Here is a 25,298-nt window from a genome sequence, read left to right on the forward strand (position 1 = left end):
TGGGTGGAATGAACGTTTCTGGAGCCTGTGGTGTACCGTCGGCAAGCGGGGTCGGGAGTTCCGGTTCGGGGGCGCCGTTGGAAGGCGCAACCATGAATTCTGGTTCAGGGGCACCGTCGGAAAGCAGTGCCAGGAGTTCCACTTCGGGAGCGTCGTCGGCAGGCAGTGCCAGGAATTCCGGTTCAGTGGCGTCGTCGGCAGGCGGGGCCGGCAGTTCTGGTTCCGCAATGTCCTGTGTGTTTTCTGTTTCGGAGGATTCAATTCTGTCGGGAAGGGGTGTTTCAACCGGAAGGGGGTCCGTGGTGGTGACTTCGGGTTCCGTCATTCTGTTGGATGGTGTTCCTGGTGGCGTGACCAACAGACCGACGACGTTTCCCACCGCTTTCAGGGCCACTTCGGTCCCTTGCAACGTACCACCCGAATCGATGAGATCAGCCAGGGACAGGGACAACGAGCCGATGGCGCTTCCCACGGACCCCAGGTCCACATCGGCCCCTTGCAACGCATCACCCGAACCAATAAGCTCGGCCAGGGACAAGGCACCCATCTCCACGGCGGGTCCCGTGTTCACGACCTCATTCACCCTTTGGGGCGCGGTTGTGGGTGTTGCCTCATTGGCGTTGGCCCCCTGGATGGCGTCCGTCGTCGGTGTTTCACGGTCCGTGGTGTTTTCGTCCTCGGTATCATCGACGCCCTCGACATCCTGTGGCGTCTTTTCTTCCTGTTTCTCCTGTCGTTCTCCCGGTCCGCCTTCGGTCTTGTTTTCCTGTTGGCCTTGTTGCTGTCCCCCTGCTGGCGCTTCCGGTTTTCCTTCCGATTTTTGTTCCTGGTTGCCGCGATCCTCGCTTTTTTGTTCCTCCTTCGCCTTTTGAATATCCAACTGGCCTTCCAACCGGGAGATGAAATTGGCTGGCGCCTTGAACACCGGTTCCGGCGCGCCTGCGCCAAAAATCACCTGGGTGGCAGTACCCGGTTCGATCAGGGTGACCGTTCCCTGTCCCTTGGCGTCGGCAATATCCAGAATACCGGAAGTGTGGACCACCGTTGTCGAACCATCTTCCATGACCTCGCCGGATAACTGGCTGCCACGAATGCCGATGACTGCCGTCGGTGTTTTGATCGTCGAGTGACGGCCTGCGTTCAATCCGGAGATGGCGCCGCTTTCAAAGCTGAAAATGCCTCTGGTGACGGTCGCCTCGAACCCGCCCAGTCTGGCCTCGGGGTCGTAAATGAATTTGTCCAGGATTGCCTGGGCCCCTTCGCCCAGTTGGAACGTGGTACCATCCGCAAAAGTCAGTTTGATCAATCCCCCTTTTTGCGTCTGAAGGACATCCCCTTTGTAAATGGGGTCCCCTTCCTTGAGTGCCCGTTCTTCGCCATCGATTCCTCTGGCCATCACCGAGCCAAGTATTTCTCCAACCTTGCCGATAGGGGGCAATGGTGTTGTGGCGGTTGCCGTGGCGAGCGTCGTGGGACCGGCGACCAGAGGTGCTCCTTGGGTGGGATCAACCGTCAAAAGGGCGTTGACCGTTTCCGGAAGGAGCAGGGCGCCATTGGGCGCCGTGAGGATTGGCGGGACTGCGGCTTCGAAATAACCTTCGACCGTGACCGCAGTCCCGTCGGGAGCGGTGATGACAAGATCGCCACCCGCGCGCAGGTAGCGTCCTTCGAGGAGTATGGTTGCGTCCGGAAGGGTTATTTCCGTTTCCAGGCCGACAACATCAAGATCATTGCCAAAGTGGGTTTTCGACTGTGAAGGGTCTGGTGCATCAATCAGTGCAGTCGTGGTACTCATTCCGGATTCCTTGGAAGAAAAAGGAAGGATTCCTGGTATATGGGCGCGGGAAAGCAAACAACGGCAGGAACGGAGGGGTTGTCAGCTAAATGACTGTAATAAATAACTTTTTCGTGGGGGGGGGGGGGGTAAATAAAACCGTTTATCGCTGACGCACGACCACGGCAACGCGCCAAGTCAACCCAATCACCCGTCAATATCAGCCACTGCCCATTCTCATCACGGCGCGATGAAAGTGCCATCTTGTGTCCCTCCCCCGAGAACGCGGAAAGCCCCGATCCACGGACAATGTACCGTTTTTGACGGTAATTTCAAGGAATCCAGGTTCGTGAACAAAAGGCCATGTCGATTATATTGATCATAGGTTCGCATCGTAACCACATCATCCGCAAGAATCAAGCAAATTTGTCGGACTTGACTGAAACATTCTTCGTGCGATTGGCATGAAATTTTCCCGACAACCGGTCAATTCCGGGTATCCTTCCATGGAGGGAAATGATAAACTGGCATGGTGATTTACGGAAATTGACCGATACCCGCCGGAGACAAAGGCCATGCCTCGAACTTTGACCAAGGACGACATTCTTAAGTTGTTTCAGGAGACCGACCGGAGATTCAAGGAAACCGAGCAGCGATTCAAGGAGACTGATCTGAAATTCAAGGAGACTGATCTGAAATTCCAGGAGACTGCCCGGGAAATCAAGGAACTCGCTCTGGAATTCAAGGAGACCGAGCGTGTCGTCAAGGAGGTTTCGCGGCAGATTGGTCAGTTGGGGAGTCGCTGGGGTGAGTTTCTCGAAGGGTTGATCGCCCCTGCCTGCATCGACCTGTTCACGAAGCGTGGCATCCCGGTGGACGAGGTCTATCCCCGGGGCCGAAAGAAACGCGGCGACAAACACATGGAAATCGATTTGTTGGTGGCCAACACGGTTGCGGCGGTTCTGGTCGAGGTCAAGAGCAACCTCAAGGTCGAAGATGTCCGCAATCATATGGAACGTTTGAGTCAATTCAAAAGTTTTTTTCCCCGCTACGCCGATTGCACGGTGTATGGCGCGGTGGCGGGCATCGTCATTGACGCCGAGGCGGACCAGTTTGCCATGAACAGGGGATTGTTCGTGATTGCCCAGTCGGGAGATACGGTCCACATCGCCAATGACGAACACTTCGTCCCCAAAACCTGGTAAACAAAAACTGACTTGCAAAATACAACTTTTAATAAATTATTTTTTTCGGGACATCAAGAAGACGGTCCATGGTTTCCAGAAGGTGTTTTTTCCGTACCGGTTTGGTCAAATAGAAGTTGAATCCGGTGGTTTTTATTTTTTCCGCCTCCTCGGTCATGGCGTGGGCGGTCAGGGCGATGATGGGGGTCGGCGGACGTTTGGTTTCACGTTCCCAGGAACGGATTCGATGAAAGGTTTCGTAACCATCCAGTACCGGCATTCGAATATCCATCAGGACCAGATCGTAGTTTCCCTCCTTGAAACGGGTGAACCCTTCCGCACCATCATTGGCGGTATCGATCTGGTAGCGGGATGCGGCGAGAAAAGCGTGAACGACGAGCTGGTTTTCCACCGAATCCTCGACCAGAAGGACCTTGGCTGGCCGGTGGGAACCGGTGTTTGGACCTCCTTCGCCGTCGTTTTTCGCTGTTAAAGGAGATGGGACAGGGAGTTTTTCCCTGGATCGGGGAATGGAAAAGTAAAAGGTGCTGCCCCGTCCTTCGACGCTTTCCGCCCAGATCCGGCCCCCCATTGCCGCGACGAGGCGCTGGCAGATGGCCAGTCCCAGACCCGATCCTCCATGGCGCCGGGTGCTTGATGAATCGACCTGAAAGAACGGATCGAAAATTTTTTCCAGATTCTTTTCTTCGATGCCGATTCCCGTGTCGGAAACGGCGAACAGGAGTCCATCGGGCGGATGCGGCGATACCTTGATCCTGATTTCACCTTTCTGGCTGAACTTGACCGCGTTGCCGATCAGGTTGAGCAATACCTGACGAATCCGTCTGGGCTCTCCTTGAGGTCGTTCTGGGGTGCCTGGAGCCGTTTCGGCGGTGAGAATGAGATTCTTGGCGCGGGCGGCAAAGGAATGAACTTCGACCGCTTCATCGAGAATCCGCCCGAGATTGAAGGGATGTACTTCCATGGGCATCCGGTTGGCCTCGAGCTGTGAAAGATCGAGAATGTCCTCGATCAAGGTCAGGAGGGTCTTGGCTGCCCGGGTCTGGATGTCCAGAAAGCGTTGTTGCGCTTCGTCCAGGCCGGTTTCGCGCAATACATCCCCCATCCCGAGAATGGCATTCATCGGGGTCCGGATTTCGTGGCTCATGACCGCCAGGAATTCACTTTTGACCCGGAGTGCCGCTTCGGCCCGTTGTAACGCCGATTGCCGTTCTTCTTCCAACTGCCTGCGTTCGGTGATGTCGTAACCGATGGCCAGGAGTCCCGTCACATGTCCTTTTCCATCCTTCAGGGTCTTGTCATACCATTCGATGTATCGCAAACGCCCATCCCTGGTGCGGATCTGATTGATGTTTCCTTTGGTCTGAATGTCGGCCACGGCTTGTTGGAACAGTTCCCGGATCGACGAAACCTCCGCGTTGGGGAGAAAGAGATCGAACCAGTCTTTTCCGCGAACCTCCTCCAGGGTATATCCCGCAAGTTCTTCCATGTAGGGATTGATGCGCAGAATCCGTCCCTTGGTATCCAGTACCAGGATGATTGTCTGGGCGGTTTGGATCAGGCTGTCGGCAAAGTCTCTTTCTTTGCGCAGAATCGATTCAGCCTGCTTTTGTTCGCTCACATCCAGAAAGGTGGCAAGAAAATGATCTCCGAAGGTGACTCCGCCGATGAGGATCGTTTTCACCTGGCCATTCTTGCACCGGACTTCGTATTCACGGGAGGGAATGTCGGCGCCGGTGGCGATGGCGTCGTGGACATCCTTGTCCCAGGTTGCCATCACCCATTGCCGATAGGTGTCGTCCGGATAGGCCAAGGTCCACCATTCGGCAAGGGTGGGAATGTCAGCCATCGTATAGCCAAAAAGGTGGGTGAAGCGGTGGTTGATATGCCGTAAAGCACCCTTTTGGTCGGCAAAACACAGGGCGATCGACACCTCATGGAAAAGCCTGAGAAATTTTTGTTCGCTCGCCCGAAGTTCTGCCTGGGCCCGATTGCGTTCCGTGATGTCCCGGCCAATGGAGATCAGGAGTCTTTTTCCCGAAAAATGGATGGCCGCCGCCGAATATTCAAAGGAAATAAACGTCCCATCCTTGCACCTGAGTGCCATTTCGACAGTGACCATGCTACTGCGGTCGATCTCCGCGATCGCCCTGGCCGCCTTGGCCTGATCCTCTGGATTGAAATAGCCGTGCGGTGCATTGATCGAGGCGATTTCCGCGTCAGTGTAACCACTGACCTCCCGGAATCTCCGGTTCCAGCGCAAAGCCTGTCCGGTGACGGGGTCGAAAAGAAAAAAGGTGTCGTTCAAGGCGTCGATGCTGCTCTGGATCAGTTCCTTTTCCGCGCGTGCCGTCTCTTCCGTCCGTTTCCGGTCATCGATATCGGTGAGCGTGATGATCGCTCCGGTAGTTTTTCCTTCCTCATTCTGTTGTTTGGAAATTTGGGCCAAAATCCAGATGATTGTCCCATCGGAACGCTCGATTCGATATTCCCGCGGTCCATCTTCCTGGAAGGCATTAAATCCATGTTTGATGAACGGTTGACGGTCGGTTTCATGGAATCGCTGATACCACATGGATCCTTCCGCCTCGGTCGCTGTTCTCCCGGTCAATGCGCACCATTTGTCGTTGACGAAGCGGCAGCGCCCGAGGGAATCGGTAACGATGACTCCGACCGGCGACTGATGCGCCAGGGTATGGAATTTTTTTTCACTTGCCCGTAATACGGCCTGATCTTTTTCTCGTTCCTGCCACCGTTGGCGTTGTCTGCGGTAAAAGACCGTGATTCCGACCGATCCCACAATCCAGAAAAGGGCATGGGAGACGAGAATGTTGGTGACCGAACTGTGTTCCAATTCCAAGAATGGGGCCATGGGGACCGAAACCCCGATGCCACCGCGAATATCGCCTGCCGAGTAGCCCTGGTGACCATGGCATTTGAGACAGTTTTCCTGGACGATCATCGGTTTCATCAAGCGCAGATGCGCCGTCCCGTCGTGCATGGCGTAGGACATGATTTCCTGAGTCCCCTCCCTGGCGAAGGTTTCCAGGGCGGTCTTTTCCCAGGAATCGGGAGCGTTGGCGGGATTGAGCGGTTTGAGACTCGTGATCCGTCCGCGAATGCCATAATACTCCGAAAACTCCTCCATCATTTGCCGCAGCATGTAGGCGGGATTCATGAGGGTCAGGGGTGTTCCCGAAGGGGTCGTGATGTCGCGTTCGGGAAGATGGCTCAAATAGGGGTTGGGCGGGGTTCGCTCATCGGTCGGGACATAGACCCCGCCATGGGAGGTGGCCCACAACCGGAAGGCAAGATCTTTGCTGAAATGGATCCGGGCGGTGTGGCTGGCAAGAATTTCAGTCTGCCGGTGTTCATTGTAGGTGCTCCAAAGGGCTGAACCGAAGACAACCAGGGTCCACAGGAGAAACGTCACCGACCAGGTCCAGGCAGGTTCCGGAATGTTTTTGAGTCGTCGCTTCATGGTTCTCCTTCGTTCAATGTTTTGCGCGATTCGAGGAATCAGGCAAGATCATCGGAAGTTTCGATGGAGATTGTGATACCGATCTCTACCGGCATGACGAATGCCCGGCGGCCATGGGTTACTGCCGGATCATGTTTGCGGACGTCTAAAAAAACAATGATGAATAGTGTAGATAATGCAGCAGAATACACAGGAAGGCCAGAGGAAAGATCAGGAGTGAAGGTTTTTTCCTTCGATATTGATGAGGATGGAGGTATGGCCGATACGCATGATGGCGCAGTCGGTCAAGGGGATGGAATCGTTGAGGCTTTCGGTAGCGTATTGAAATCCGCAGCCAAATTCCCCTTCCATTTTTTCGATCCGCCAGCCATAAAGTCGGCTGTAACGGATGACCAGGTGTTCATGGAACAGTTCGTCGTCGCTGATGTGAATGTATTCCCTGCGGCGGTCGTCGATGACGGGGCCGTTGCCGAAGACGATGATGTGTTTTCCTTTGGCGGGGATGATGGTTTGCTTGGGAAGGCAGTCCGTGCGGACGATGATTTCGAGTTGTTCGTAGGCGCCGAGAAAAATGGCGACATGATGGAGGGTCGCATGCCAGAGGTGGCGCGTGGTGGTGACCAGATGCCGGGCGATGTCGCCGGGATGGGGGATGGTTCGGTCGTCGAGATGGACGAGCGGATTGACGCGAACGACCGCCTGGACGATGCCGTTCAGACAGGAAAGGAGCTTGCCCTCGGCGGGGGCGTGTACGAGGGGCGGGCAGCTGCCGGAGGTATGGGAAATCGAGAAGAAGGCGGCCAGACGGGCCTTGAAATCCCAATGGTGGAACAGGTGCGGACCGAGAATGGCGGCCAGATGGGTGGCGGCGAACATTCGGGTGAGGACATGGACAAGACCGATCCAGGATCGAAAGACCCTGAGATGGAGAAACCTGGGAGTCAGCGTGGAAAACATGTCTTGATCCGTGTTCATGGATGCCCTGCATACTGGATCGGCGGAAGGTGGCCAGGGCATGAATGGTATTCACCACATTCAACGAAGATTATATGCCTGCCCGCGGCGGCTTGTCATCCTCTGATTCATCATTCACGATGTTTTTCCTCCTTGCCTTGAATCAGGAGATGTGAGTTGTGCAAACATGGTTGTAAAAAATGAAGAATTCTTCCAATCATGCCCATCGGGCGATGGGAGGGGAACGGGTCGGAGCACGGGTGATTCCCCTGGGGCGTCCCGATATGACCCGGAGGGATCGGGATGCCGTGGAATGGCGGATGAAATGCGCTCCGTTTGGCGATGCGGCGTTGGTGGAACGATGGGAGCGGATGTGGTCGTCGTCATGGGGACGGGAGGCGGTTCTTTTCGACGATCCTTTGGATGTGGCGATGGCGCTCAAGCAGGTTTTTCGCTGGGGGGATGGTGCCAGAATCGCGGCTGGGGGGGGGATGCATCCAGCGTTTCGCGAGGGGTTCGCCGCAGCCTGGCTGCGGGTGGTCCATCATGATCTGCAACCGGACCAACCGCATCGGTTTGCCGGTGGGGGTGATTTTGTCGCTGCGTGGGTGGAGCATTTCCAGGGATTGCCGGTGTCGATTTCCGGGGGACCGGGGATGGTGGTGGAGGATGTGACCTCGACGCCGTTGCCATTGCCGGGGGTGGGTGAGAAAATGATACAAGTAATGGTTCTGGATGGCAATGCCATGCTCCAGGGGGGCAATGCGGCGCTCTTGTTGTGCCGGGACCCGGCTCTGGCCGTTCAGTTTCGTGCATTGCGCCATCCGCCATCGGGATTGGTGGTGGCGCTGGGGATGTCGCAACTGTCGCAGTGGGAACTGTTTCTCGGGCGACGTACCCAATTGGCCGAGCGGTATCTGAGGTTGCGTTCGGGGGGATGGTTTACCGTGCCTGGGCGTGCGGTGGAAAAACGGTGGTGGCATCGGTTTCATTTGACCTTCGCGGAGGAGGGACGGCGCGATGGGTTGCGCGATTTTCTGGGAAGGGGGGGCATCATGACCGATTCGGCATGGCCATTTTCGTTTCCGGAGGTTGCGAACATGGCCTGCCGCAAGGATTATGAGTGCCGGACGCTGGCCTTGCCGCTCTATGCCAGCCTGACCGATGGCGAACAAAAAAGAATCATCAATCGTGTTCACCGTTGGGTGGAGCGTGGCGGACCCCGGTCGTTGTCCGCATGACAGGATTGTGTGTGGTCTGGGGTGCGGGTAGTGCATCGAGCCATCGTTGCAGGTAGTCGTTCATCCACTGGCCGTCTCGGGCTTCGAGGGAATGGTCGGAGCCTGAAAAAACGGTGATCGCCCGGGATCCAAGGGCCTGGATTCGGGTCAGATCCTGGCTGTCGGGGGCGACGATGGGATCCAGGGGCAGAGGACCTTCCGCCTTGCGGACGATGGAGAGATAGTGGGCTTTGGGGTGTTCGGAATGATTGAGCCGGAACAGCAGGTTTCCCTGTTCTTCCGGCGCCAGGTCGGCATACAGTCCCGCCGACCGGTTCAGCGTCCCCAGTCCGAGAAACGGGGTCATCAGGGTCATGGGTGTCCGGGTCAGGAATCGGGCCAGTTTTGCCGTATCGGTGCCACGATGGGGGGCGGCGATGGTGATCAAGCCGGCGACTCCCAGGTCGGGGCGGCGGACCATCATGAGCCTCAGGGCGACACCTCCCGCCGAGTGGCCCGCCGCGAACAGGACCGTTTCGGGATGTCGTTGCCGGAGCGCCGCCATCACCCGCGCGAGAATCTCCGCTTGAATTTCGAGCGGCGCTTCCGACGGTATGTCCGCCAGATGGTACCGTCTGGAAAATGCCTCTGGAGGTGATTTCAGTTGAAACCGGCCATCGGCGCCCACGGGAATCACCGCTCCGTGGCGCCATCCTCCCTGTTCCAGGATGCCGCTGATACCGCTTTTGTTCCAGGCATCGGGATCGCTGACGTACCCGTGAACCAGCAGCAGTAGCGCTGAAGGTTTTTCAATGGCCGTTCCCCGTGGTGGCGCGGCGATGACGAAAAGGGGCAGAAGGCAAAAAAAGAAGAGACGTCGGTACATGGGAGGGGCAATCCTGGTCCGGATCGCGAAACGACAAATCGTAAGGTGGCGGACAAGTGCGATCAATTCAGTTTCATGAGGACGCCCAGGGCACTGAATCCGGCGATCATGAGTCCACCGAGACGGATGATGATGCGGTATTCCATCTCGCGCATTTCGGACCGTAACGCAGCGATGTCGGTCTTGCTGGCCAGATCCTGCAATGGCGCATCCTGAGCCTTCTTGAATGCGTTGACCATCCCCTTGGATTGCTCCTTGGTGAAACCGGATGATTCGAGGGATTCCACAAGATCCAGCGTATCAAAAGTGGCAACCGTCATGACAAGGCTCCCTCGGCTACAATGGATGACGCCAACAGCATACCACACTGTCTGGACGAAAAGGGAAAAATTTCGTCGCCGTCATTCAGATCGAAGCATGCCCAGCATGCTCATCAAGAAACTGCTGAAGATGGTTTGCACACCCAGGGCGATCATGGTGACGGCGGGGATGACGATGCGCAGTGCCGCGGTCGGTTCCAGATTGCCAAAGGAGACGTCGGCCCAGTTGTGGACCCCGAAAAGCAGCAGCGCCAGACCGGCCACGACCGTGGCGAAGCCGGCCATCAATCCGGTTTCCAGTCTGATGAAGCGAAAGAGCGGAGTCAGGAGTGGATCGTCGGGATGGATCCCCTTCCGGCTGACGAAAACGCGCCCCAAAGCCCAGAAGGAGATGCACTGAAAACCGATGATGCACATCAGACCACTGACCAGAAGCGTGTTGACATCCAGTCCGATGTCCCCGATCCACAGGGTGCCGGGCAGAATCAGAAAAAAACCGACCAAACCAAGAAGGAACAGAAACAGGCCCGGAACGAGGAACACCCAATTGGGGGAGAGAATCATCATGAAGCGCAGATGCCGCCATCCATCGCGCCATGTTTTCAGATGGGGCGGGCGACCACGCTGATCGGGATGCAGGGTGATGGGGGTTTGTTCGATGCGCAATCGGGCCAGGGTCGCCTTGATCACCATTTCGCTGGCGAACTCCATGCCCGGGGTGGTCAAGCCGAGGGACTGGATCCGTTCTTTGGAAAAGCCGCGCATGCCACAGTGGAAGTCCTGTACCGGACATCCGAAGAAGAGCCGACCGATCCAACTGAGCACCGGATTTCCCAGCCATCGGTGCAGTGGCGGCATGGCGCCGGGCAAAATGGTTCCGCCCCCTTTGGGCAGGCGGCAGCCCATCACCAGCTCCGTCCCCTGGCGTAATTTTTCCACGAAGGGATCGATCACCGACCAGTCATAGCTGTCATCGGCGTCGGCCATGATGATGTAGCGTCCTCTGGCGTGTTCGATGCCGGCCATCAGGGCGCTGCCATATCCCCGAATCGGGACATCGATGACCCGGGCGCCGGCGGCAATGGCTATTTTCTGCGAACCGTCACTGCTGCCGTTATCGGCAATGAGCACTTCTCCATGGATATTGAGTCGCTCAAGAGCGGCGACCCCTTTGCGCACGCAGACCTCAATGGAGTTGGCCTCGTTCAGACAAGGCATCAGCAGCGTCAGTTCCATCGGGTCGCTGTTCATCGCATTCTCAAAGGTAGACGGCGTTTCGCCATTTGGAATAACATGATTCAAAGTGCCAGGAGTGGCATTCCGGGAGCAACCGACACTTCCAATATTTTCTATCATGGCGCATCGAAGGATGGCAAGTTCATCGCGCACGGCGGTGAAGGCGAACCGTCCGGTTGGTAGCGGCGCGAGGTGGGTTCCTTGTTGCATCGGCGCGTGTGCCATGTGCCACGAAAGGGTGGGTGCAAACCACGATGAGCAATCATTTGTTCGATCTTTCCGATGAATATGACCAAATGCTCAACAAGGGTTTGCGTCTGTCGGGCGAGGGAAGGCGTTTTTTTTTGGAGGGGAGAGTCGATTTTCTCCTGAAACGTCTGCCATCCGGGCGTCCCTGGCGGCGGATATTGGATTATGGTTGCGGCTTGGGCGAAACCAGCGCCTGTCTGGCGCGCCGGTTTCCCGAGGCGGAGGTGGTCGGAGTGGATACTTCGCCCGCGGCGCTGAAGAGCGCCCGCCGCCAGTATGGCAGCGATCGTGTTACGTTCAGCATGCTGGAAGAACTGGATCGATCCGAACGGTTCGATCTGTGTTATTGCAATGGCGTGTTTCACCATATCCCGGTCAACATGCGTCCCCGGGCCGTCGAACTGGTCCACCGTGTTTTGTGTCCGGGTGGGACCTTTGCATTTTTTGAAAACAATCCGTGGAATCCCGGAACGCGCCTGGTCATGCGGTTGGTACCGTTCGACCGGGACGCCATTATGATTTCGCCGGCTCGGGCGGTCCGGATGTTGCGTTCCGGCGGTTTTTCCGTCAATGACACGCCGGATTATCTGTTCATCTTTCCCAAAGTGCTTGCGGCGTTGCGTCCACTGGAGCCAAAATTGGTGAAATATCCCTTTGGGGCGCAGTATTTGATCCTGTCACGTAAAGGGACGGGTGGGTATTGCGTTATTCCTCGATCCGATCCAGAGGATGCGGCGTCAGGAACGTCAGTTGGACATCGCGAACCGTAAACGGGCCGTTCCGTGTGTGCAGAATGACCCTGAAGCGTGACAGAGGCCTGGGTAGATGGGCCATCAGAATATTCTCGCGTTCTTCGCCGGCGCTTCGTTCATGATAGGCGCGGCCCATGTAGATGGAGATTGCCATGTCCGGGTTTTCCCGCGTCCACCCCAGAAGCCGCGCCCGGATTTCGCCCAGATGGACTGTCGTCGATGCCTTGAATGACAAACGAAGCAGCCGCTCCTCCGGCGGATGATTGCCATCACCCGCGTCTGTCCAGGCCGAGGTGCCTTCGGGAATGGTCAACGGTGCGTCAAGGTGCATCCGGCCCTGGTCCGTTTGCGTGAAGCCTTCGTCCTGGCCCAGGGTCCAGACAGCGCCATCTCCCAGGGTGAATGTGGTGCCTTGTCGTTGGATGGTCCGCGGACCCACGAGAAACAAATCGGTGAAATCCAGCCCCTGCCGATGGCGGTAGCGTATCGGATAGCGGTCGAGAAGCGGCATGAATTCGTGGATGTCGCCATTCTGATTCAGACGCCGCCACTCGGCGATGAAATAGCCCGGCCTGTCGAAGACCGTTCCCGCGGGGCCGGTCCGCCACCCCTGCTCATGAGAGAGGTACATCGGGCGGATCGCGCCCCAGCCGCCCCCCTTGTAAATGAATTTCTCCCCTCCGGTCCGTTGGACGTCGGCGTTGGCCGCGTCGCTGACGCGCGCGTAGGCGTCATACCCGTCGATCATCAGGTAGGGGACCGTCCGGGCCGCCGACAGATTCCACAGGCAGAGGCCGGCGAGCGCGGCGGCGGCTGTACCCAAGGTCAGCCGTCGCGCCCAAGGTCCGAAACGCGCCGATGCGTCGATGATCCGGAAAGAAAGATCGATGGCGGCAAGATAGAAGAACGCGGCGCATCCGGCGTAATAGCGCACCAGGGCTTCGATGAAAGGGTGGATGGGATCGACGCTCAAATACAAGAATGCCATCATTCCGAAGGGGAACGCCAATAACAACAAGTTGATCCGGGGGCGGCGCTCCTTGAGCCGGGTCATCCAGAAGAGACCGCCAACGATCCCGGTGGCGAACAGCGCAAATTCCGCCGATCCGGTATAGTGCAGCAATTTGGGGTACCGCAGCAAAAACCAGGAAAGATCGCCGCCGGGTAGATGGGGAAAGGCATTTTCCAGGACCTTGTCGATGCCGAGGAAATATTTGTAACGGATCAGGGGGTCGCCGAAAAGCCGGGTGAAATAGTTCATTTCGACGATGATGCCGAGCAGTCCGGCGGTGGTCATCCAGGCGAAGACCCGCCGACGATGGCCAAGCATTGGAATGATGGCCATGGCCGCCACGGCGTGAAAGACGAACGTTTCGCGTGCCCCGACACCGAGCCAGAGCGCCAGTCCCGCCATGAACGCCGCGGCGAGGCGGCGATGGTTCCAGGACGGCATCGGTTTTGCGTCATTGCGGAATCCTCCTCCGGCGTAAACGAGCGCCGCGATGCCCAGAAAGATGAGGGATGCGCCGATATTGTCCGGAAGCAGGATGGTGTCCACCTCCAGATAGGCGTAGCCGCAGCTCCACAGGGCGACGAGTATCAGGGCAGCGTGGCTGTTGAACAGGGCGCGTCCAAGCAGAAAAAGGCTCAATCCCGACAGCAGTGCCGAAGCGAATACGGCGGTGGTATAGGTGGTCACGCTGTACCCGAAGAACATTGCCGGGATCGCCACCAGCCAGGCCATGGTGGGCCTGAGGTTGTGATGATGCAGGCCGATGGGTGTCGGATCGGGCAGATAACCGCCGGCGCCCATGTTCATGTAGCTCATGGGATCGCTGTTGATGGGCGTTTTGATCAGCCACAGGCGCAGGGCCATGCCGATGACGAGCAATGCCGTAAGGATCAACCACTTTTGTTTGCGGGTCATGTCGCGCGTTTCATCCATGGTGGACTCCATACCTTGACATGCACGCGCACATGGAAAACAGATGATCGTGCCGATGAAAAAGCCGAGGGTTGGACCGGGGATGGTCTGTCTCGCCGAACCAGCCCGTTTTCATGGATAACACATTTCCTGAACCCGCAACAGGAGAAGAACGTGAACGATGGTGGTCTGTTGTGTCGCTTTCTCGATGACATGCAGGTGGAACATGGTCTGTCGGCCAATACCCTGGAGGCCTACCGTCATGATCTGGAAGGGTTGGAACGATTCCTGACGGGACAGGGGGTGGGATGGCTCGATGCGGGACGGAAGGATCTTTCGGAATGGTTGCACATGATGCTCCAGGAACGACTGGCCCCCGCGTCCATGGCCCGCAAACGTTCTGCCGCGGGGCGGATGTTTCGCTGGCTTGCGGCGGGAGAACTGCGCCGGGACGATCCGACGGACCTGTTGGAAAGCCCGCGCCGTGGGCGGCGTCTGCCGAAGGTGTTGAGCGAGGCGGAGGTCGAAGCCCTGTTGGCCGCTCCGGATCGCAATGATGTCCTGGGTCTTCGCGATGCCGCCATGCTGGAAACCCTGTACGCCACCGGCCTGCGCGTTTCGGAACTCGTGGGGCTGACAACCGATGCCCTGGACGAGGGGTTTGGTTTTCTGCGGGTCGTGGGCAAGGGAGACAAGGAACGGGTTGTCCCCATCGGTCAGGTGGCCTTGGCGTTGATCGGACGGTATCAACGCGCTTCCCGGCCAGTTCTTCTGGGAAAACGTGCCGTTCCCGATCTGTTCGTCACCAATCGCGGCCAGGGCATGACGCGGCAGAACTTCTGGTACATCATCCGTCGCCATGCCCTGATGGCGGGAATCCAGACGCCGTTGTCCCCCCATCTGCTGCGACACTCCTTCGCCTCCCATCTGCTCAATCATGGCGCCGATCTGCGCGGTGTCCAGATGATGCTGGGACATGCCGACATTTCCACGACTGAAATCTATACCCACGTCGCCCGTGAACGACTCAAGGAGGTGCATCGAAACTATCATCCTCGAAGTGATGGGCAGTGAAGGAAGGAACCGATGTTCATGGTGAATGGGGAAGATGCACGTCAACGGCAAACGGGAGGGGTGCAAAAAGGCTTTTTCACGGACCCGATCAAGTCCGGGGTTGCCCTGGTTACCGGTGGCGCGGTCCGTCTGGGGGCCAGGATCAGTCACGACCTTGCATCCCTGGGGTTTTCCGTCGCCTTGACGTACCACCGTTCCGGCGATGCCGCGCTTGATCTGACCCGAAAGATTGAACGAGAGGGAGGGGTTGCCCGTCCTTTTTCCCTGGATCTGGCTGATCCGGAGAACATCTCTTTCCTCGTCGCGTCCGTGGAACGGCATCTGGGACCGATTTCCCTCCTGGTCAACAATGCCGGAGTGTTCCTGGCCGATTCGGGTCCTGAAGGATGGGCGTTGTTGGAACATCAGCTCAAGATCAATCTTCAAGGCCCCCTGTGGCTTTCCATGGAGGTGGCCCGATCCATGGAACAGGCCGGCATCAAGGGGCAGATCATCACCATTGCCGACATCTGGGGCGAACGCCCCCTTTCCCGGCATGCTGCCTATGGTGCCGCCAAGGCGGGCATGATCATGGCGACCCAGGTCCTGGCCCGCGACCTGGCCCCGGACATCCGGGTCAATGCCATCGCTCCCGGAGCGGTCTATCCCCCTCCGAAGGAGGACCCGGGGTACACCACCATGCGTTCCCGAACCCCCTTGGCCGCGGCCTCCGGTGCCGATGCGGTCCTCGCGGCCATTCACTACCTCCTGGAGGCCGGATTCGTTACCGGAGAGGTGTTGCATGTGGATGGAGGACGTCGTCTGGCTTGATTTTCGTTCGCGGCGCTTTTCCTTCACGGCGCTCCTGTCGTGCCGCGTTCGACCCGCCGCGGGAGCCAAGGATTCCTTCCATGGTTGAAGGATTCTTTGGAAATTGGTCCGCGGTCCAGGGCCGTCCATCCGGCCCGAAGTGGCGCCGATTCGCGGAAAAGGAAACGGAAAAAAATCAAAAAATAGTTCAAGATCAAATCGATGACGTAAAGCCTTCCGTGTGTCGCCCGAATGTCCGGGACTATGGCATGAATATTGTTGAAACATGTTTCAGAGTCCACGTGCCGAACCTTGTGACAAATAGGAAAAATATGGGCGATACCCTCTACAATGTTTTGTTCCTGTGTACCGGAAATTCGGCCCGCAGCATCATTGCCCAGGCCATCCTCGAGCGGGAAGGGGCGGGACGTTTCGCCGCCTTCAGCGCCGGAAGCCGTCCCGTGGGTCAGGTCAATCCCGATGCCCTTCGGGTGCTGACCATGATCAAACATCCCACCGACCATCTCCATTCCAAAAGCTGGGAGATCTACAGTCGATCCGACGCCCCGGTGATGGATTTCGTGTTCACCGTCTGTGACCAGGCGGCCAACGAAGTGTGTCCCGTCTGGCCGGGACATCCGATCACCGCCAACTGGGGGGTTCCCGACCCCGCCGCCTTCGTTGGAACCATCAAGGAAAAGGCGGTCGCCTTCAACGAAACCTATCGTTTGCTTTTCAACAGAATTTCCACTTTCGTCAATCTGCCGATCAAGACCCTCGACCGATTGAGTCTCCAACGACAGGTCGTGGATATCGGGCGTCAGATGTCGTGAGATGCATGGGTGGCGCATCCGGGGTGATTATACTGGTTGCTATCAGAAAGGCGCTCAATGAGGTTTCGGAGAATAATAAAAACTATTGAAAGGTATCTTGGCGCGAATAAAAAAAAACAGAAGAGACGAATCGGCGCATTTGAAAAAATTCTTGACCGACTTTCGGAGAAGGAAACCACGGTGTTGATGCGTTTGAATCGTGAAACAGATCCGAGGAAGGTCAAGGAAATGAAAAAAAAACTCAGATTGATCCACGCGAACAAGGTTCAGGGGATCAGGATTTGTCGCCAGATGCGGTATGTGGAAAAGAAGGAATGAATCCAAAGGTTCGTCTTGGACTGGTTTTCATCAACGCAACAAAGAATGATAACGATAAATCACACACATTTATGGAGACGAGGTATCATGAACTGCAAAAAAGCATTGAAAAGTTTGAGTCTGGCCGCGATTTGCGTGAGCGGTGCGCTCATGTTTCCCGGCAATGCGGTTGCCCGGGATCAGATCCAGATTGTCGGGTCTTCGACCGTCTATCCCTTTGCCACGACGGTGGCGGAGGAATTTGGTCGTGCCGGCAAGTTCAAGGCCCCGGTGATCGAAAGCACGGGGACGGGTGGAGGATTCAAACTTTTCTGTTCGGGGGTGGGTGACCGTTTTGCCGATATTTCCAATGCCTCCCGGCGGATCAAAAAGTCGGAAGTGGAAACCTGCGCTGCCAATGGGGTCAGCGACATCACCGAAATCAAGATTGGTTATGACGGCATTGTCCTTGCCAGTTCCCGCAGCGCCAAGCCCATGAATCTTTCTCTCAAGGACGTTTTCATGGCCCTGGCCCGCCAGGTTCCCGACAAGGATGGGAAGATGGTCGATAATCCCAACAAATCTTGGAAGGATGTCAATGCCGAACTGCCCGACATCAAGATTCGGGTTCTGGGACCCCCGCCCACCTCCGGCACCCGTGATGCCTTTGCCGAGTTGGCCATGGAGGGTGGGTGCAAGGCGATTCCCGAGTTGAAGGAACTCGTCAAAAAGGATGAAAAACAACTCAAGCCCGTCTGCCACAGTGTTCGCGAGGATGGGGCCTATGTCGAAGCGGGAGAAAACGACAACCTGATCGTGCAAAAGTTGATCGCCGACCCGATGTCCCTGGGTGTGTTTGGCTATTCGTTTCTCGAACAGAACCAGGATCAAATTCAGGGGAACATCGTCGGCGGGGTGAAACCGACGTTCGACAACATTGCCAACGGCAGTTATCCCGTTTCCCGTCCCCTGTTCATCTACATCAAGAAGGCCCACATCGGAATGGTTCCGGGCATTGCCGAATTCGTGGCGGAATTTTCCAGCGAACGCGCCTGGGGCAACGAGGGATACCTGGCGGAACGGGGGCTGATCCCCATGCCGACCGAAGAACGCAAGAAGTTTGCCGAAGATGCCAAGACGATGCGTAAACTGGAACTGTAAGTGTACCTTGGGAACGAGGGTTTTTCCCTTGTTCCGGGGACCGGTCTTCCGAGGTCCGATTCCTTGAGGACCGGTGGCTCCGCCCCCTGGACGTTTCGTAACGAATCAAACGATCCAGGGTCGAACCGATACAGGATTCGATGATGCCCTGCTTATGCCCGGGCCAGGGAGATTGATTCATGACCGCTTTCGACGAACTGAAATCAGAGGCGTTCCTCCCCACCCGATAATTTGGCTATTTGTCGCTCCAGGGCGAAGGATTGTTCTTCCCACGCCTTCATTGCCCGGCCCAGGTTGGATTCGAGTCGTCCGTTTTCCGCCAATCGTTCCAGCAGCAGTTCCTTGTTTTCCCGGGCGTGCAGTCCGGGGTCGGTCAGGGCGTCGCGATTGGCCGCGAGCGCTGTTTCCAGCTCTTCGATTTCCTGCTCCAGAATGGCGATCTGGCGCCGCGGATCACGGGTGGCAAGGTCCATCTCCCTGCGCCGCTGGGCCGCTTCCCGGCGACGGTCCCTGGGACTGGAACGGGGGGTGGTGGACGTATCCGGATTGGATCCCTTTTCGCTGGCGACCAGGTCGAGATAATCGTCCAGGCTCCCTTCCCAGGGGCGAATGGTTCCCCCGGCGATCAACCAGAAACGATCGCATACCGTTTCCATCAGATCACGGTCGTGGGTTACCAGGATCATCGATCCCGCATAGTCGGACAATCCTTCCTCCAGGGCGGCCCGTGATTCCATGTCCAGATGGTTGGTGGGTTCGTCGAGCAACAGCAGGTTGGGGGCGGCGAGAAACAACCGGGCCAGGGCCAGGCGGGCCTTCTCGCCGCCCGACAGGACCGATACGGTCTTGAATACCTCTTCTCCCGAAAACAGAAATCCGCCGAGCAAGGTCCGGATTTTTTCTCCCGTCATTCCCTTTCCGGCGGCGCGTGTCGCCGATTCCAGGATGGTTTCTCCGGCCAGGAGCGCTTCCATCGCATGTTGGGCAAAGTGACCGCTCACGACCCGGTCTCCCAGGATGACGCTTCCCCGGTCGGGGGCCAGGGTGCGGTGGATGATCTTGAGCAGGGTCGATTTGCCGGCGCCATTGGGACCGAGAAGACCCACCCGGTCGCCCCGTTCCAGGTTCAGGGTGACATTGGCAAATACCGGCAAGGGGCCAAACTCCTTGGAAACTCCGTTCAGGGCGAGGACCTCGCGCGCCGATGGCGGCGGCTCGGGAAGCGCCACCCGATCGAGGTGACGTTGCGACACGACGGTTCGTACCGGTTCGATCCGGTCCAGACGCTTGATCCGGCTTTGTACCTGCCTGGCCTTGGTCGCCTTGGCGCGGAACCGGCGGATGAATCGTTCCAGATGATCGATCTCCTGCTTTTGCCTTTCGGCCAGTTTTTCCTGTTGCAGCAGGCGTTCCTGGCGTTGCGACAGATAACGTTCGAAATCGACCGAGTACCGGGTGACCGTTTTTCCCTCGATCGCAACCGTTACCCGGGTGGTGCGCTGAATGAAACCGCGGTCGTGCGAAATGATCATGCAGGTGGCGGCTCCGTTTTGAATGAACCGTTCCAGCCAGGCGCAGGATTCCAGATCCAGATGATTGGTCGGTTCGTCCAGGAGCAGCAGGTCGGCACGGGAAAACAACAGCCGCGCCAGGGCGATCCGCATACGCCATCCTCCCGAGAAGGTATCCAGAGGACGTTCCAGATCCGCGGTCGAAAAGCCCAGGCCGTGCAGAATGGCGCCGCAGCGACTTTCGGCACTGAAGGAATCGAGCGCTTCAAGTCGATGTTCGATGTCACCCAGTCGTTCCAGAACCTCCCGCGGTGGGGTTTCATGCGCCTCGATGACCCGGTCGAGCCGTTCCCGTTCCCTTCTGAGCTGCATCAATTCGGTATCTCCCTCCAGGGTCTCCTCAAGAATCGGACGCCCGGAAGGGGTCGGTTCCTGGGCCAGCATTCCGATCCGGACCCCTCCCGCCAGACGGATTTCCCCTTCATCGCATTCGAGGGCGCCGACGATCATCTTGAACAGGGTGGTCTTGCCACACCCGTTGGGACCGATCACCGCAACCTTCTCTCCCCGATGGATCGTCAGGCTGGAGGGAGAGAACAGCTCTTTGGCGGCAAAACTTTTTTTGATATTTTCGATGAACAGCATGAAAAACAGCCTGTCGGAAACCTTCCATGAGGGTAAAACGGGAGGCCATTCTAGGGGAGGGGTTCGGGAGGGGGCAAGATGAAAATGCACAAAGGGGTCAAGAGGTTCATTTTCGTGGTGTCGCGTTTTGTTCCGGCATCCTTCCTGATTCTGCTCACGATCCTTTCCGTGGTCCTGTTCCTGATGTTCTTTCAATACTCATGGCGCGCAACCTTTCTGGAGTGGACCGGTATCCGACCGCCGTTTATGATCGAGGTCAAATCTCCCTGGGTGCGGTTGCACCCCTTGGAACTGGGAAGCGATGGTGTCCGGATCTTCTTTATTTCGGGGGCGACGCTCAATCTTGACCGGGTGGTCATCGGCGCCGGCATGGGAATCCTGACGCGATGGTCGCTTGAATATCTTCGTCTGGACAGACCGGTGTTGCGCTTGCCGACGCCGGTGACCGCCATGGAATACGCGGCGGATGAATCCAGGGAAGATGCGCGGGAAATGTTTTTTCCCTGGCCGTTCGGGATCGATGGGGTGGAAATCGTGGCGGGGGAGGTGATTCAAGCGGCGATTCCGGGAAAGGAAGGGTGGCGGATTCATGATCTTTCCCTTCTCGGTCAGGATCTGACTACCGAAGCCATCGAGATTCATTTCAATGCCCGGGCCGATCCCGGAGGGGGGATCCATGGGGTGGTGCGTTGGCGGGCGAGGGGTGATCTCGATGTGGTGACTCATGCCGATGGCGCCCCTCTGGCCGGGATTTCCCGGTGGCTGGGGCGTTCCGGTCTCTCGGGAACCCTGGTGGGCGATCTTGAGGCCTCGCGCCGTCCGGGTGCGGGATTGACCGTGAAACTGGCCGGACAGGTGTCTGGATGGGGGTATGGTCGCTGGGGTGGCGATTTGAAGGTGGAGGCGGCGGGAGATGGGGAACGGTTGTGGGGGCGGTTTCATGGTCTGGTCCGTCCGGGGCCGGGGGAACGATTCGTGCCGCTGGGTGGACGATGGTTGGCTGCGGGCGTGCGGACGGGAAAGGACTGGACCCTGAACGGGGAACTGGATGGGGGCGCCCTGGGACGGTTGACCCTGACCCGTGCGGCGGGGGCATGGAACGTCGGTGTGGGGCCGGGGAACGGAATCGATTTGAATCGGGTGTCGCGGTTTGTGCCCGGATGGGGGACGGCGCCGGGGGTCAAGGGGCGACTCCAGGGACGTTTGACGTTGCGTGGTCCGGAAACAAATGGGTCGGTGGCGTTTGATTATCGCCTCCGGGTCCGCAAGGGGGAATGGAGCGCTCCGAAAGATGCGGCCATGGAAGGGGTCGAGGCCGTGGTCCGTGGAACGGGACGGGTGTCCGCGGGCGGGGAAGGTCATGGCAGCCTTGACCTTTCGCTCGTGTCGGGAGAATGGCTGGTCGGAACCCTCTATGGCAATCTGGCCCGGGAAGAGGCGCGGGCAAGGCTCGATGGCGTCTGGGATGGGGACGGGGTGACGACGGTTGCGGGTGAAGTGACGGGGCGGACGGGGCGTCTGCATTCAATTTCCTGGAAACGGGGCCGGGATGGTTTTCTGCTTGGGGCCACCCTCGAAAAGGGGGACCTGGGCTGGTTGAGCGAAAATTATTTCCAGGGTTTCTCCGCTTCCGCGGGGCGGGGTGGTGAAACGGCGATACGGGTTCGGGGTCTTGCGTGGGGAACCTTGTCGGGAAAGTTTACGTCACGGGGAATACCCGACTTTTCGACCTTGAAGGGTTTGATCGAACTCGATGAAGGGGAGGTGGTGGCGGGTGGGGTGCGGGCTTCCGGCGTCCGACTCCGGTTGCCTCTTCACGGGGCGGATACGTCGGTTCCGGTGACGCCGGGGATGTTCAAGGTCACTTCCCTGACGGTCGGGGACATGGCATTGCCTTCCATCGGCCTGGCCCCAACCTGGCATGGCGGCGATCTCCGCATGGGGGGCGCCTGGACCGGTCCGTTTCAGGGGGGAACGATTCGTCTGGATCGGATATCCCTGTCACTCGCCGGTGTACCAGGATTGGCAATGGCGGGGATGGGGCGGGATGTGCAATTTTCCCTGCCCTTTGCCGCGAACCAGCCGGTTCGCGTGGATTTTGATTTTCCTTTGATCCAGGTTCTTCCGAACGGCGTGTCCCTGGAAGGGACCGTGACGGCATTTCTGTTCGGGGGCGTGGCCAGGGGGTCGGGGTTGGGAATGGTCTGGAACGGTCCCTCTCCGGAATGGCGGGCCGACATCGATTTTTCCGAACTTGATCTGGAACGGCTGACGGAAGCCACCGGAATCGGCAGAATCACGGGGACCCTGTCGGGGGAGATCCTTCGGTTGCGCGTGGTGGGAGACACACCTGTCGCCTTCCAGGCCCGGGTGGCGACCGTTCCGGGAAAAACGACCCAGACGATTCATGTCAAGGCACTGGAAAATATTCAGATCCTTGGGGGTGGCGGTGCGGCGGCTTCCCTGAATCGCGGGATCATGGCGCTTTTCAAGGAATACCGTTATCGCACTTTGGGCTTTCAGTGTACATTGAAAAACGATATGTTTGAACTTTCCGGCGTCCGCAATGAAAACGGCAAGTCATGGCTCGTCGAAGGGGGATGGGTGCCGCCAAAGGTGGATGTGGTCAGTCATCAACGGTCGATTCCCTGGACGGAGATGATCGACCGTTTGCGGTCGATCGGTCGGAGCGATGAAAAGCCTATCGTCCGATGACAGGTTGGAAGAACAGGTCAGAAGCTTTTGAAGGTGATCATTCGCTGTACGACAAGGACTACGGCATGATACAGGATGAACGTGATGTCCGATATCTTGAAATCGTGATGGAGCCGATTCGAGCCTGTGCCAATTATACTCCAAAATTTGGCAAGGGTCGTGGCGATGGCCTGTCTTTGCCGGAATTTCTGACCCTTTATCGGTCCGACCCGTTTTATGCCTGGTTTGGCCTTGACAACCCCTTGATGTATGCTGCTCACAAGGCTGCTGGCGGCATGACGAGCGTTTATCGCCAGATCGGTATCGGTTGTGAAAAATTATTCCGACAAGTTTTGTGTGACCATCTTGGGCTGTCGGTCGAGGCTGTAAACTGGTCTTATACCGTACCTACGTCTGGAGGGAAAACGCGCACGCTTCATCTGGATGGTCGGGTTTCCCTGGCCGACATTCGCAACACCTCCACCCGAAAGCGATTTCACGGCTGGATGGAGCAGGCTGCCGCTGCGGCAGGTGTGGCCAAACCAGTGTTTGCATCACTTGCCGGCGTCGTTTTCGAGATTCGCCAAGGCTACAAAAGCAAGGATTCCAAGCGTCAGAATGCCGATATCGCCAACGCTTCAATTGCCTATGCCAACGCTTATCTGCCTTGTGCTGTCATTCTCTCGGCTCAAATCGATGACGATGTTTTGTTGCGCTACCGTCGTGATCGGTGGTCCGTACTCATAGGTATCGTCGGATCGAATGATTCGCTCGAATCTACCTATGAGTTTATGGCTGAGATTATCGGATATGATCTTGCAGGATTTTTTCAACGCAATAGAGTTGCATTGAGGGCCGAAATCGACATCGTGTTGCGGGCCTTGTTGGCCCCTGAAACTCCATGGAGGGAGGTTGAATGACTTCTCTACTGACTGCCCGATCGCTTGCCACATTTCGTTCCGATCTGCGTCAGCGGGCCGATTACACGCATAAATACAATTACCAGAGCGGTCGTCATGGATGGTTGCGTCTTACTCCCGCCTATTCTGTAAAGATGGTTGAAGAGATGCTGTCTAACGGTCCGAGGGATCCCTCCCATGTACTTGACCCTTTTTGTGGTACAGCCACGACTGCCCTGTGCGCCGTGAACCGGGGCCATGAGGCAACCACGATCGAGATCAATCCTTTTCTGGTATGGCTGGCTGCCACGAAAACGGCCCCTTATGCCATTGCCACGCTCAAGACGACGCGGTATGCGTGCGACGAAGCCTTGGCTCTGGTCGCCAAACGCAATGCGTCCCTTATGCCCGAACCTCCCATTCATAACATTGCCCGCTGGTGGAATATCCCGGCCCGGCACTTCTTGCGCAAGCTGCGGCCTGCAATCGAGCAGGTCACGGTACCTGGCTCCGCCGAATGTTCTCTGTTGAAGGTGGCTTTCTGTCGCACCCTCATCACATTGTCGAATGCCGCTTTCAACCACCAATCCATGTCATTTTGCAATGATGACCAGACCCGATCGGATTCGCCTTCCGATCTGTCCGGATTGTTTCGTGATGACGTGTCCCATGTTCTTGCCGGGGCGATGCAGGCCCCGCAAGGAGAGGTCCACATTATCCATGGCGATGCCAGAGCCTTGCATCTTGTGAAAGATCGTTTCGATCTTGTGATTACTTCGCCACCTTACGCCAACCGCATGTCTTATGTTCGAGAGTTGCGACCCTATATGTATTGGCTGGGCTATCTTGCCAATGGTCGTGATGCTGGTGAACTCGACTGGAAGGCAATTGGAGGAACCTGGGGCATTGCTACCAGTCGTTTGGCGGATTGGCAACCGAATCGCGAGACGTTTACTCCAAAATGGCTGGCGCCGATTCTGGATGCCATTGCCCACAACGATCATGCGAACGGTCGCTTGTTGGCCAACTACATCGCCAAATACTCTGAAGATATGTGGCATCATTTTATCGGCCTGTCCAAGATCATGGTTCCAGGAGGAAGGATTCATTATATTGTTGGCAATTCAACTTTCTACGGCACCTTGTTGCCGACCGAGCGGCTTTATGTCGATATGTTGGCCGAACTTGGCTTCAGCAATCTTGCGATAACGCCGATACGTAAACGCAATTCGAAGAAAGAGCTTGTGGAATTTGATGTTTCCGGACGGGCATGAACTAATTTTGATCGGATTGGAAGAAGGAGATGATCGACCGTTTGCGGTCGATCGGTCGGAGCGATGAAAAGCCCATCGTCCGATGATGGTCTGGAAGAAGTCAAAGGGATTGTTCCCCAG

17 protein-coding genes and 1 pseudogene are annotated in these 25,298 nt (G+C 57.3%); 10 read left to right on the top strand and 8 right to left on the bottom strand.

The features are described from left to right. Positions 1-1,036: 1,036 nt before the first annotated feature. Positions 1,037-1,795: pseudogene (locus tag HQL76_03335) on the bottom strand (FecR domain-containing protein). Positions 1,796-2,361: 566 nt separating this feature from the next. Between HQL76_03335 and HQL76_03340 the strand changes: the two are divergent. Continuing rightward, entirely contained in the window at positions 2,362-2,979 is a 618-nt protein-coding gene (locus HQL76_03340) for a DUF3782 domain-containing protein (protein MBF0108191.1), read from the top strand. A 28-nt stretch (positions 2,980-3,007) separates the two neighbouring features. On the opposite strand, the gene HQL76_03345 is transcribed toward HQL76_03340, so the two are convergent. After that, on the bottom strand, positions 3,008-6,460 hold the full coding sequence (locus HQL76_03345; GenBank protein MBF0108192.1) for a PAS domain S-box protein: 3,453 nt from the start codon (positions 6,458-6,460) through the stop codon (positions 3,008-3,010). Positions 6,461-6,670: 210 nt separating this feature from the next. Beyond that, positions 6,671-7,435, bottom strand: coding sequence for a hypothetical protein (locus tag HQL76_03350; protein MBF0108193.1), 765 nt, complete (start codon positions 7,433-7,435; stop codon positions 6,671-6,673). A gap of 179 nt (positions 7,436-7,614) precedes the next feature. Here HQL76_03350 and HQL76_03355 point away from each other — a divergent pair, with 179 nt between their 5' ends. After that, complete coding sequence (locus HQL76_03355) at positions 7,615-8,655, top strand: DegT/DnrJ/EryC1/StrS family aminotransferase (GenBank protein ID MBF0108194.1); 1,041 nt, start codon at positions 7,615-7,617, stop codon at positions 8,653-8,655. Here HQL76_03355 and HQL76_03360 read toward each other — a convergent pair. The 3 genes from HQL76_03360 to HQL76_03370 all read right to left on the bottom strand — a co-directional run bounded on the left by HQL76_03360 (position 8,600) and on the right by HQL76_03370 (position 11,091). After that, positions 8,600-9,520: a hypothetical protein gene (locus HQL76_03360; protein ID MBF0108195.1), complete on the bottom strand. Its 921-nt coding sequence runs from the start codon at positions 9,518-9,520 to the stop codon at positions 8,600-8,602. The two genes, HQL76_03355 and HQL76_03360, sit on opposite strands and share 56 nt — an antisense overlap. Before the next feature lie 62 nt (positions 9,521-9,582). After that, the gene (locus HQL76_03365; protein MBF0108196.1) at positions 9,583-9,840 is read right to left on the bottom strand and encodes a DUF1640 domain-containing protein; all 258 of its coding nucleotides are present in this window, start codon (positions 9,838-9,840) and stop codon (positions 9,583-9,585) included. 81 nt (positions 9,841-9,921) lie between these two features. Next, positions 9,922-11,091, bottom strand: a complete 1,170-nt coding sequence (locus HQL76_03370) for a glycosyltransferase family 2 protein (GenBank protein ID MBF0108197.1) — start codon at positions 11,089-11,091, stop codon at positions 9,922-9,924. Between the two features lie 239 nt (positions 11,092-11,330). Between HQL76_03370 and HQL76_03375 the strand changes: the two genes are divergently transcribed. Beyond that, positions 11,331-12,095, top strand: coding sequence for a class I SAM-dependent methyltransferase (locus HQL76_03375; GenBank protein MBF0108198.1), 765 nt, complete (start codon positions 11,331-11,333; stop codon positions 12,093-12,095). Here the strand turns inward: HQL76_03375 and HQL76_03380 are convergent. Next, positions 12,031-13,896 carry a hypothetical protein gene (locus tag HQL76_03380; GenBank protein ID MBF0108199.1) on the bottom strand — a complete coding sequence of 622 codons (1,866 nt, stop codon included), beginning with the start codon at positions 13,894-13,896 and terminating at the stop codon, positions 12,031-12,033. The genes HQL76_03375 and HQL76_03380 overlap by 65 nt on opposite strands. Here HQL76_03380 and xerD point away from each other — a divergent pair. The 4 genes from xerD (at position 13,843) to HQL76_03400 (ending at position 18,155) form a co-directional block, all read left to right on the top strand. Further along, positions 13,843-15,075: a site-specific tyrosine recombinase XerD gene (gene xerD / locus HQL76_03385; GenBank protein ID MBF0108200.1), complete on the top strand. Its 1,233-nt coding sequence runs from the start codon at positions 13,843-13,845 to the stop codon at positions 15,073-15,075. The genes HQL76_03380 and xerD overlap by 54 nt on opposite strands. Before the next feature lie 12 nt (positions 15,076-15,087). Continuing rightward, entirely contained in the window at positions 15,088-15,885 is a 798-nt protein-coding gene (locus HQL76_03390) for an SDR family NAD(P)-dependent oxidoreductase (protein ID MBF0108201.1), read from the top strand. A gap of 311 nt (positions 15,886-16,196) precedes the next feature. Next, entirely contained in the window at positions 16,197-16,697 is a 501-nt protein-coding gene (locus tag HQL76_03395; GenBank protein ID MBF0108202.1) for an arsenate reductase ArsC, read from the top strand. 405 nt (positions 16,698-17,102) lie between these two features. After that, the gene (locus tag HQL76_03400; protein ID MBF0108203.1) at positions 17,103-18,155 is read left to right on the top strand and encodes a PstS family phosphate ABC transporter substrate-binding protein; all 1,053 of its coding nucleotides are present in this window, start codon (positions 17,103-17,105) and stop codon (positions 18,153-18,155) included. A 203-nt stretch (positions 18,156-18,358) separates the two neighbouring features. Here the strand turns inward: HQL76_03400 and HQL76_03405 are convergent, their stop codons facing one another. Further along, a complete protein-coding gene (locus tag HQL76_03405) occupies positions 18,359-20,311 on the bottom strand; it encodes an ABC-F family ATP-binding cassette domain-containing protein (protein ID MBF0108204.1) in 1,953 nt (650 codons plus the stop codon). A 78-nt stretch (positions 20,312-20,389) separates the two neighbouring features. Between HQL76_03405 and HQL76_03410 the strand changes: the two genes are divergently transcribed. The 3 genes from HQL76_03410 to HQL76_03420 all read left to right on the top strand — a co-directional run bounded on the left by HQL76_03410 (position 20,390) and on the right by HQL76_03420 (position 25,178). Continuing rightward, positions 20,390-23,026 (top strand): hypothetical protein, encoded by a 2,637-nt coding sequence (locus tag HQL76_03410; GenBank protein MBF0108205.1) that lies wholly within the window; start codon positions 20,390-20,392, stop codon positions 23,024-23,026. Positions 23,027-23,133: 107 nt separating this feature from the next. Then, positions 23,134-23,925 (top strand): hypothetical protein, encoded by a 792-nt coding sequence (locus tag HQL76_03415; GenBank protein ID MBF0108206.1) that lies wholly within the window; start codon positions 23,134-23,136, stop codon positions 23,923-23,925. Next, complete coding sequence (locus HQL76_03420) at positions 23,922-25,178, top strand: hypothetical protein (protein MBF0108207.1); 1,257 nt, start codon at positions 23,922-23,924, stop codon at positions 25,176-25,178. The genes HQL76_03415 and HQL76_03420 overlap by 4 nt, the downstream gene beginning before the upstream one ends. Positions 25,179-25,298 lie beyond the last annotated feature (120 nt).

The organism is Magnetococcales bacterium, assembly GCA_015228815.1.
Taxonomy (GTDB): domain Bacteria; phylum Pseudomonadota; class Magnetococcia; order Magnetococcales; family UBA8363; genus UBA8363.

Bases quoted from the DNA above. Each gene is read 5' to 3' on its own strand.
- xerD (MBF0108200.1), top strand. From the start codon at position 13,843: ATGCAGGCCGATGGGTGTCGGATCGGGCAGATAACCGCCGGCGCCCAT.
- HQL76_03395 (MBF0108202.1), top strand. From the start codon at position 16,197: ATGGGCGATACCCTCTACAATGTTTTGTTCCTGTGTACCGGAAATTCG.
- HQL76_03345 (MBF0108192.1), bottom strand. From the start codon at position 6,460: ATGAAGCGACGACTCAAAAACATTCCGGAACCTGCCTGGACCTGGTCG.
- HQL76_03380 (MBF0108199.1), bottom strand. From the start codon at position 13,896: ATGAACATGGGCGCCGGCGGTTATCTGCCCGATCCGACACCCATCGGC.
- HQL76_03375 (MBF0108198.1), top strand. From the start codon at position 11,331: ATGAGCAATCATTTGTTCGATCTTTCCGATGAATATGACCAAATGCTC.
- HQL76_03360 (MBF0108195.1), bottom strand. From the start codon at position 9,520: ATGTACCGACGTCTCTTCTTTTTTTGCCTTCTGCCCCTTTTCGTCATC.
- HQL76_03405 (MBF0108204.1), bottom strand. From the start codon at position 20,311: ATGCTGTTCATCGAAAATATCAAAAAAAGTTTTGCCGCCAAAGAGCTG.
- HQL76_03400 (MBF0108203.1), top strand. From the start codon at position 17,103: ATGAACTGCAAAAAAGCATTGAAAAGTTTGAGTCTGGCCGCGATTTGC.
- HQL76_03350 (MBF0108193.1), bottom strand. From the start codon at position 7,435: ATGAACACGGATCAAGACATGTTTTCCACGCTGACTCCCAGGTTTCTC.
- HQL76_03410 (MBF0108205.1), top strand. From the start codon at position 20,390: ATGAAAATGCACAAAGGGGTCAAGAGGTTCATTTTCGTGGTGTCGCGT.
- HQL76_03370 (MBF0108197.1), bottom strand. From the start codon at position 11,091: ATGAACAGCGACCCGATGGAACTGACGCTGCTGATGCCTTGTCTGAAC.
- HQL76_03390 (MBF0108201.1), top strand. From the start codon at position 15,088: ATGTTCATGGTGAATGGGGAAGATGCACGTCAACGGCAAACGGGAGGG.
- HQL76_03355 (MBF0108194.1), top strand. From the start codon at position 7,615: ATGAAGAATTCTTCCAATCATGCCCATCGGGCGATGGGAGGGGAACGG.
- HQL76_03365 (MBF0108196.1), bottom strand. From the start codon at position 9,840: ATGACGGTTGCCACTTTTGATACGCTGGATCTTGTGGAATCCCTCGAA.
- HQL76_03420 (MBF0108207.1), top strand. From the start codon at position 23,922: ATGACTTCTCTACTGACTGCCCGATCGCTTGCCACATTTCGTTCCGAT.
- HQL76_03415 (MBF0108206.1), top strand. From the start codon at position 23,134: ATGGAGCCGATTCGAGCCTGTGCCAATTATACTCCAAAATTTGGCAAG.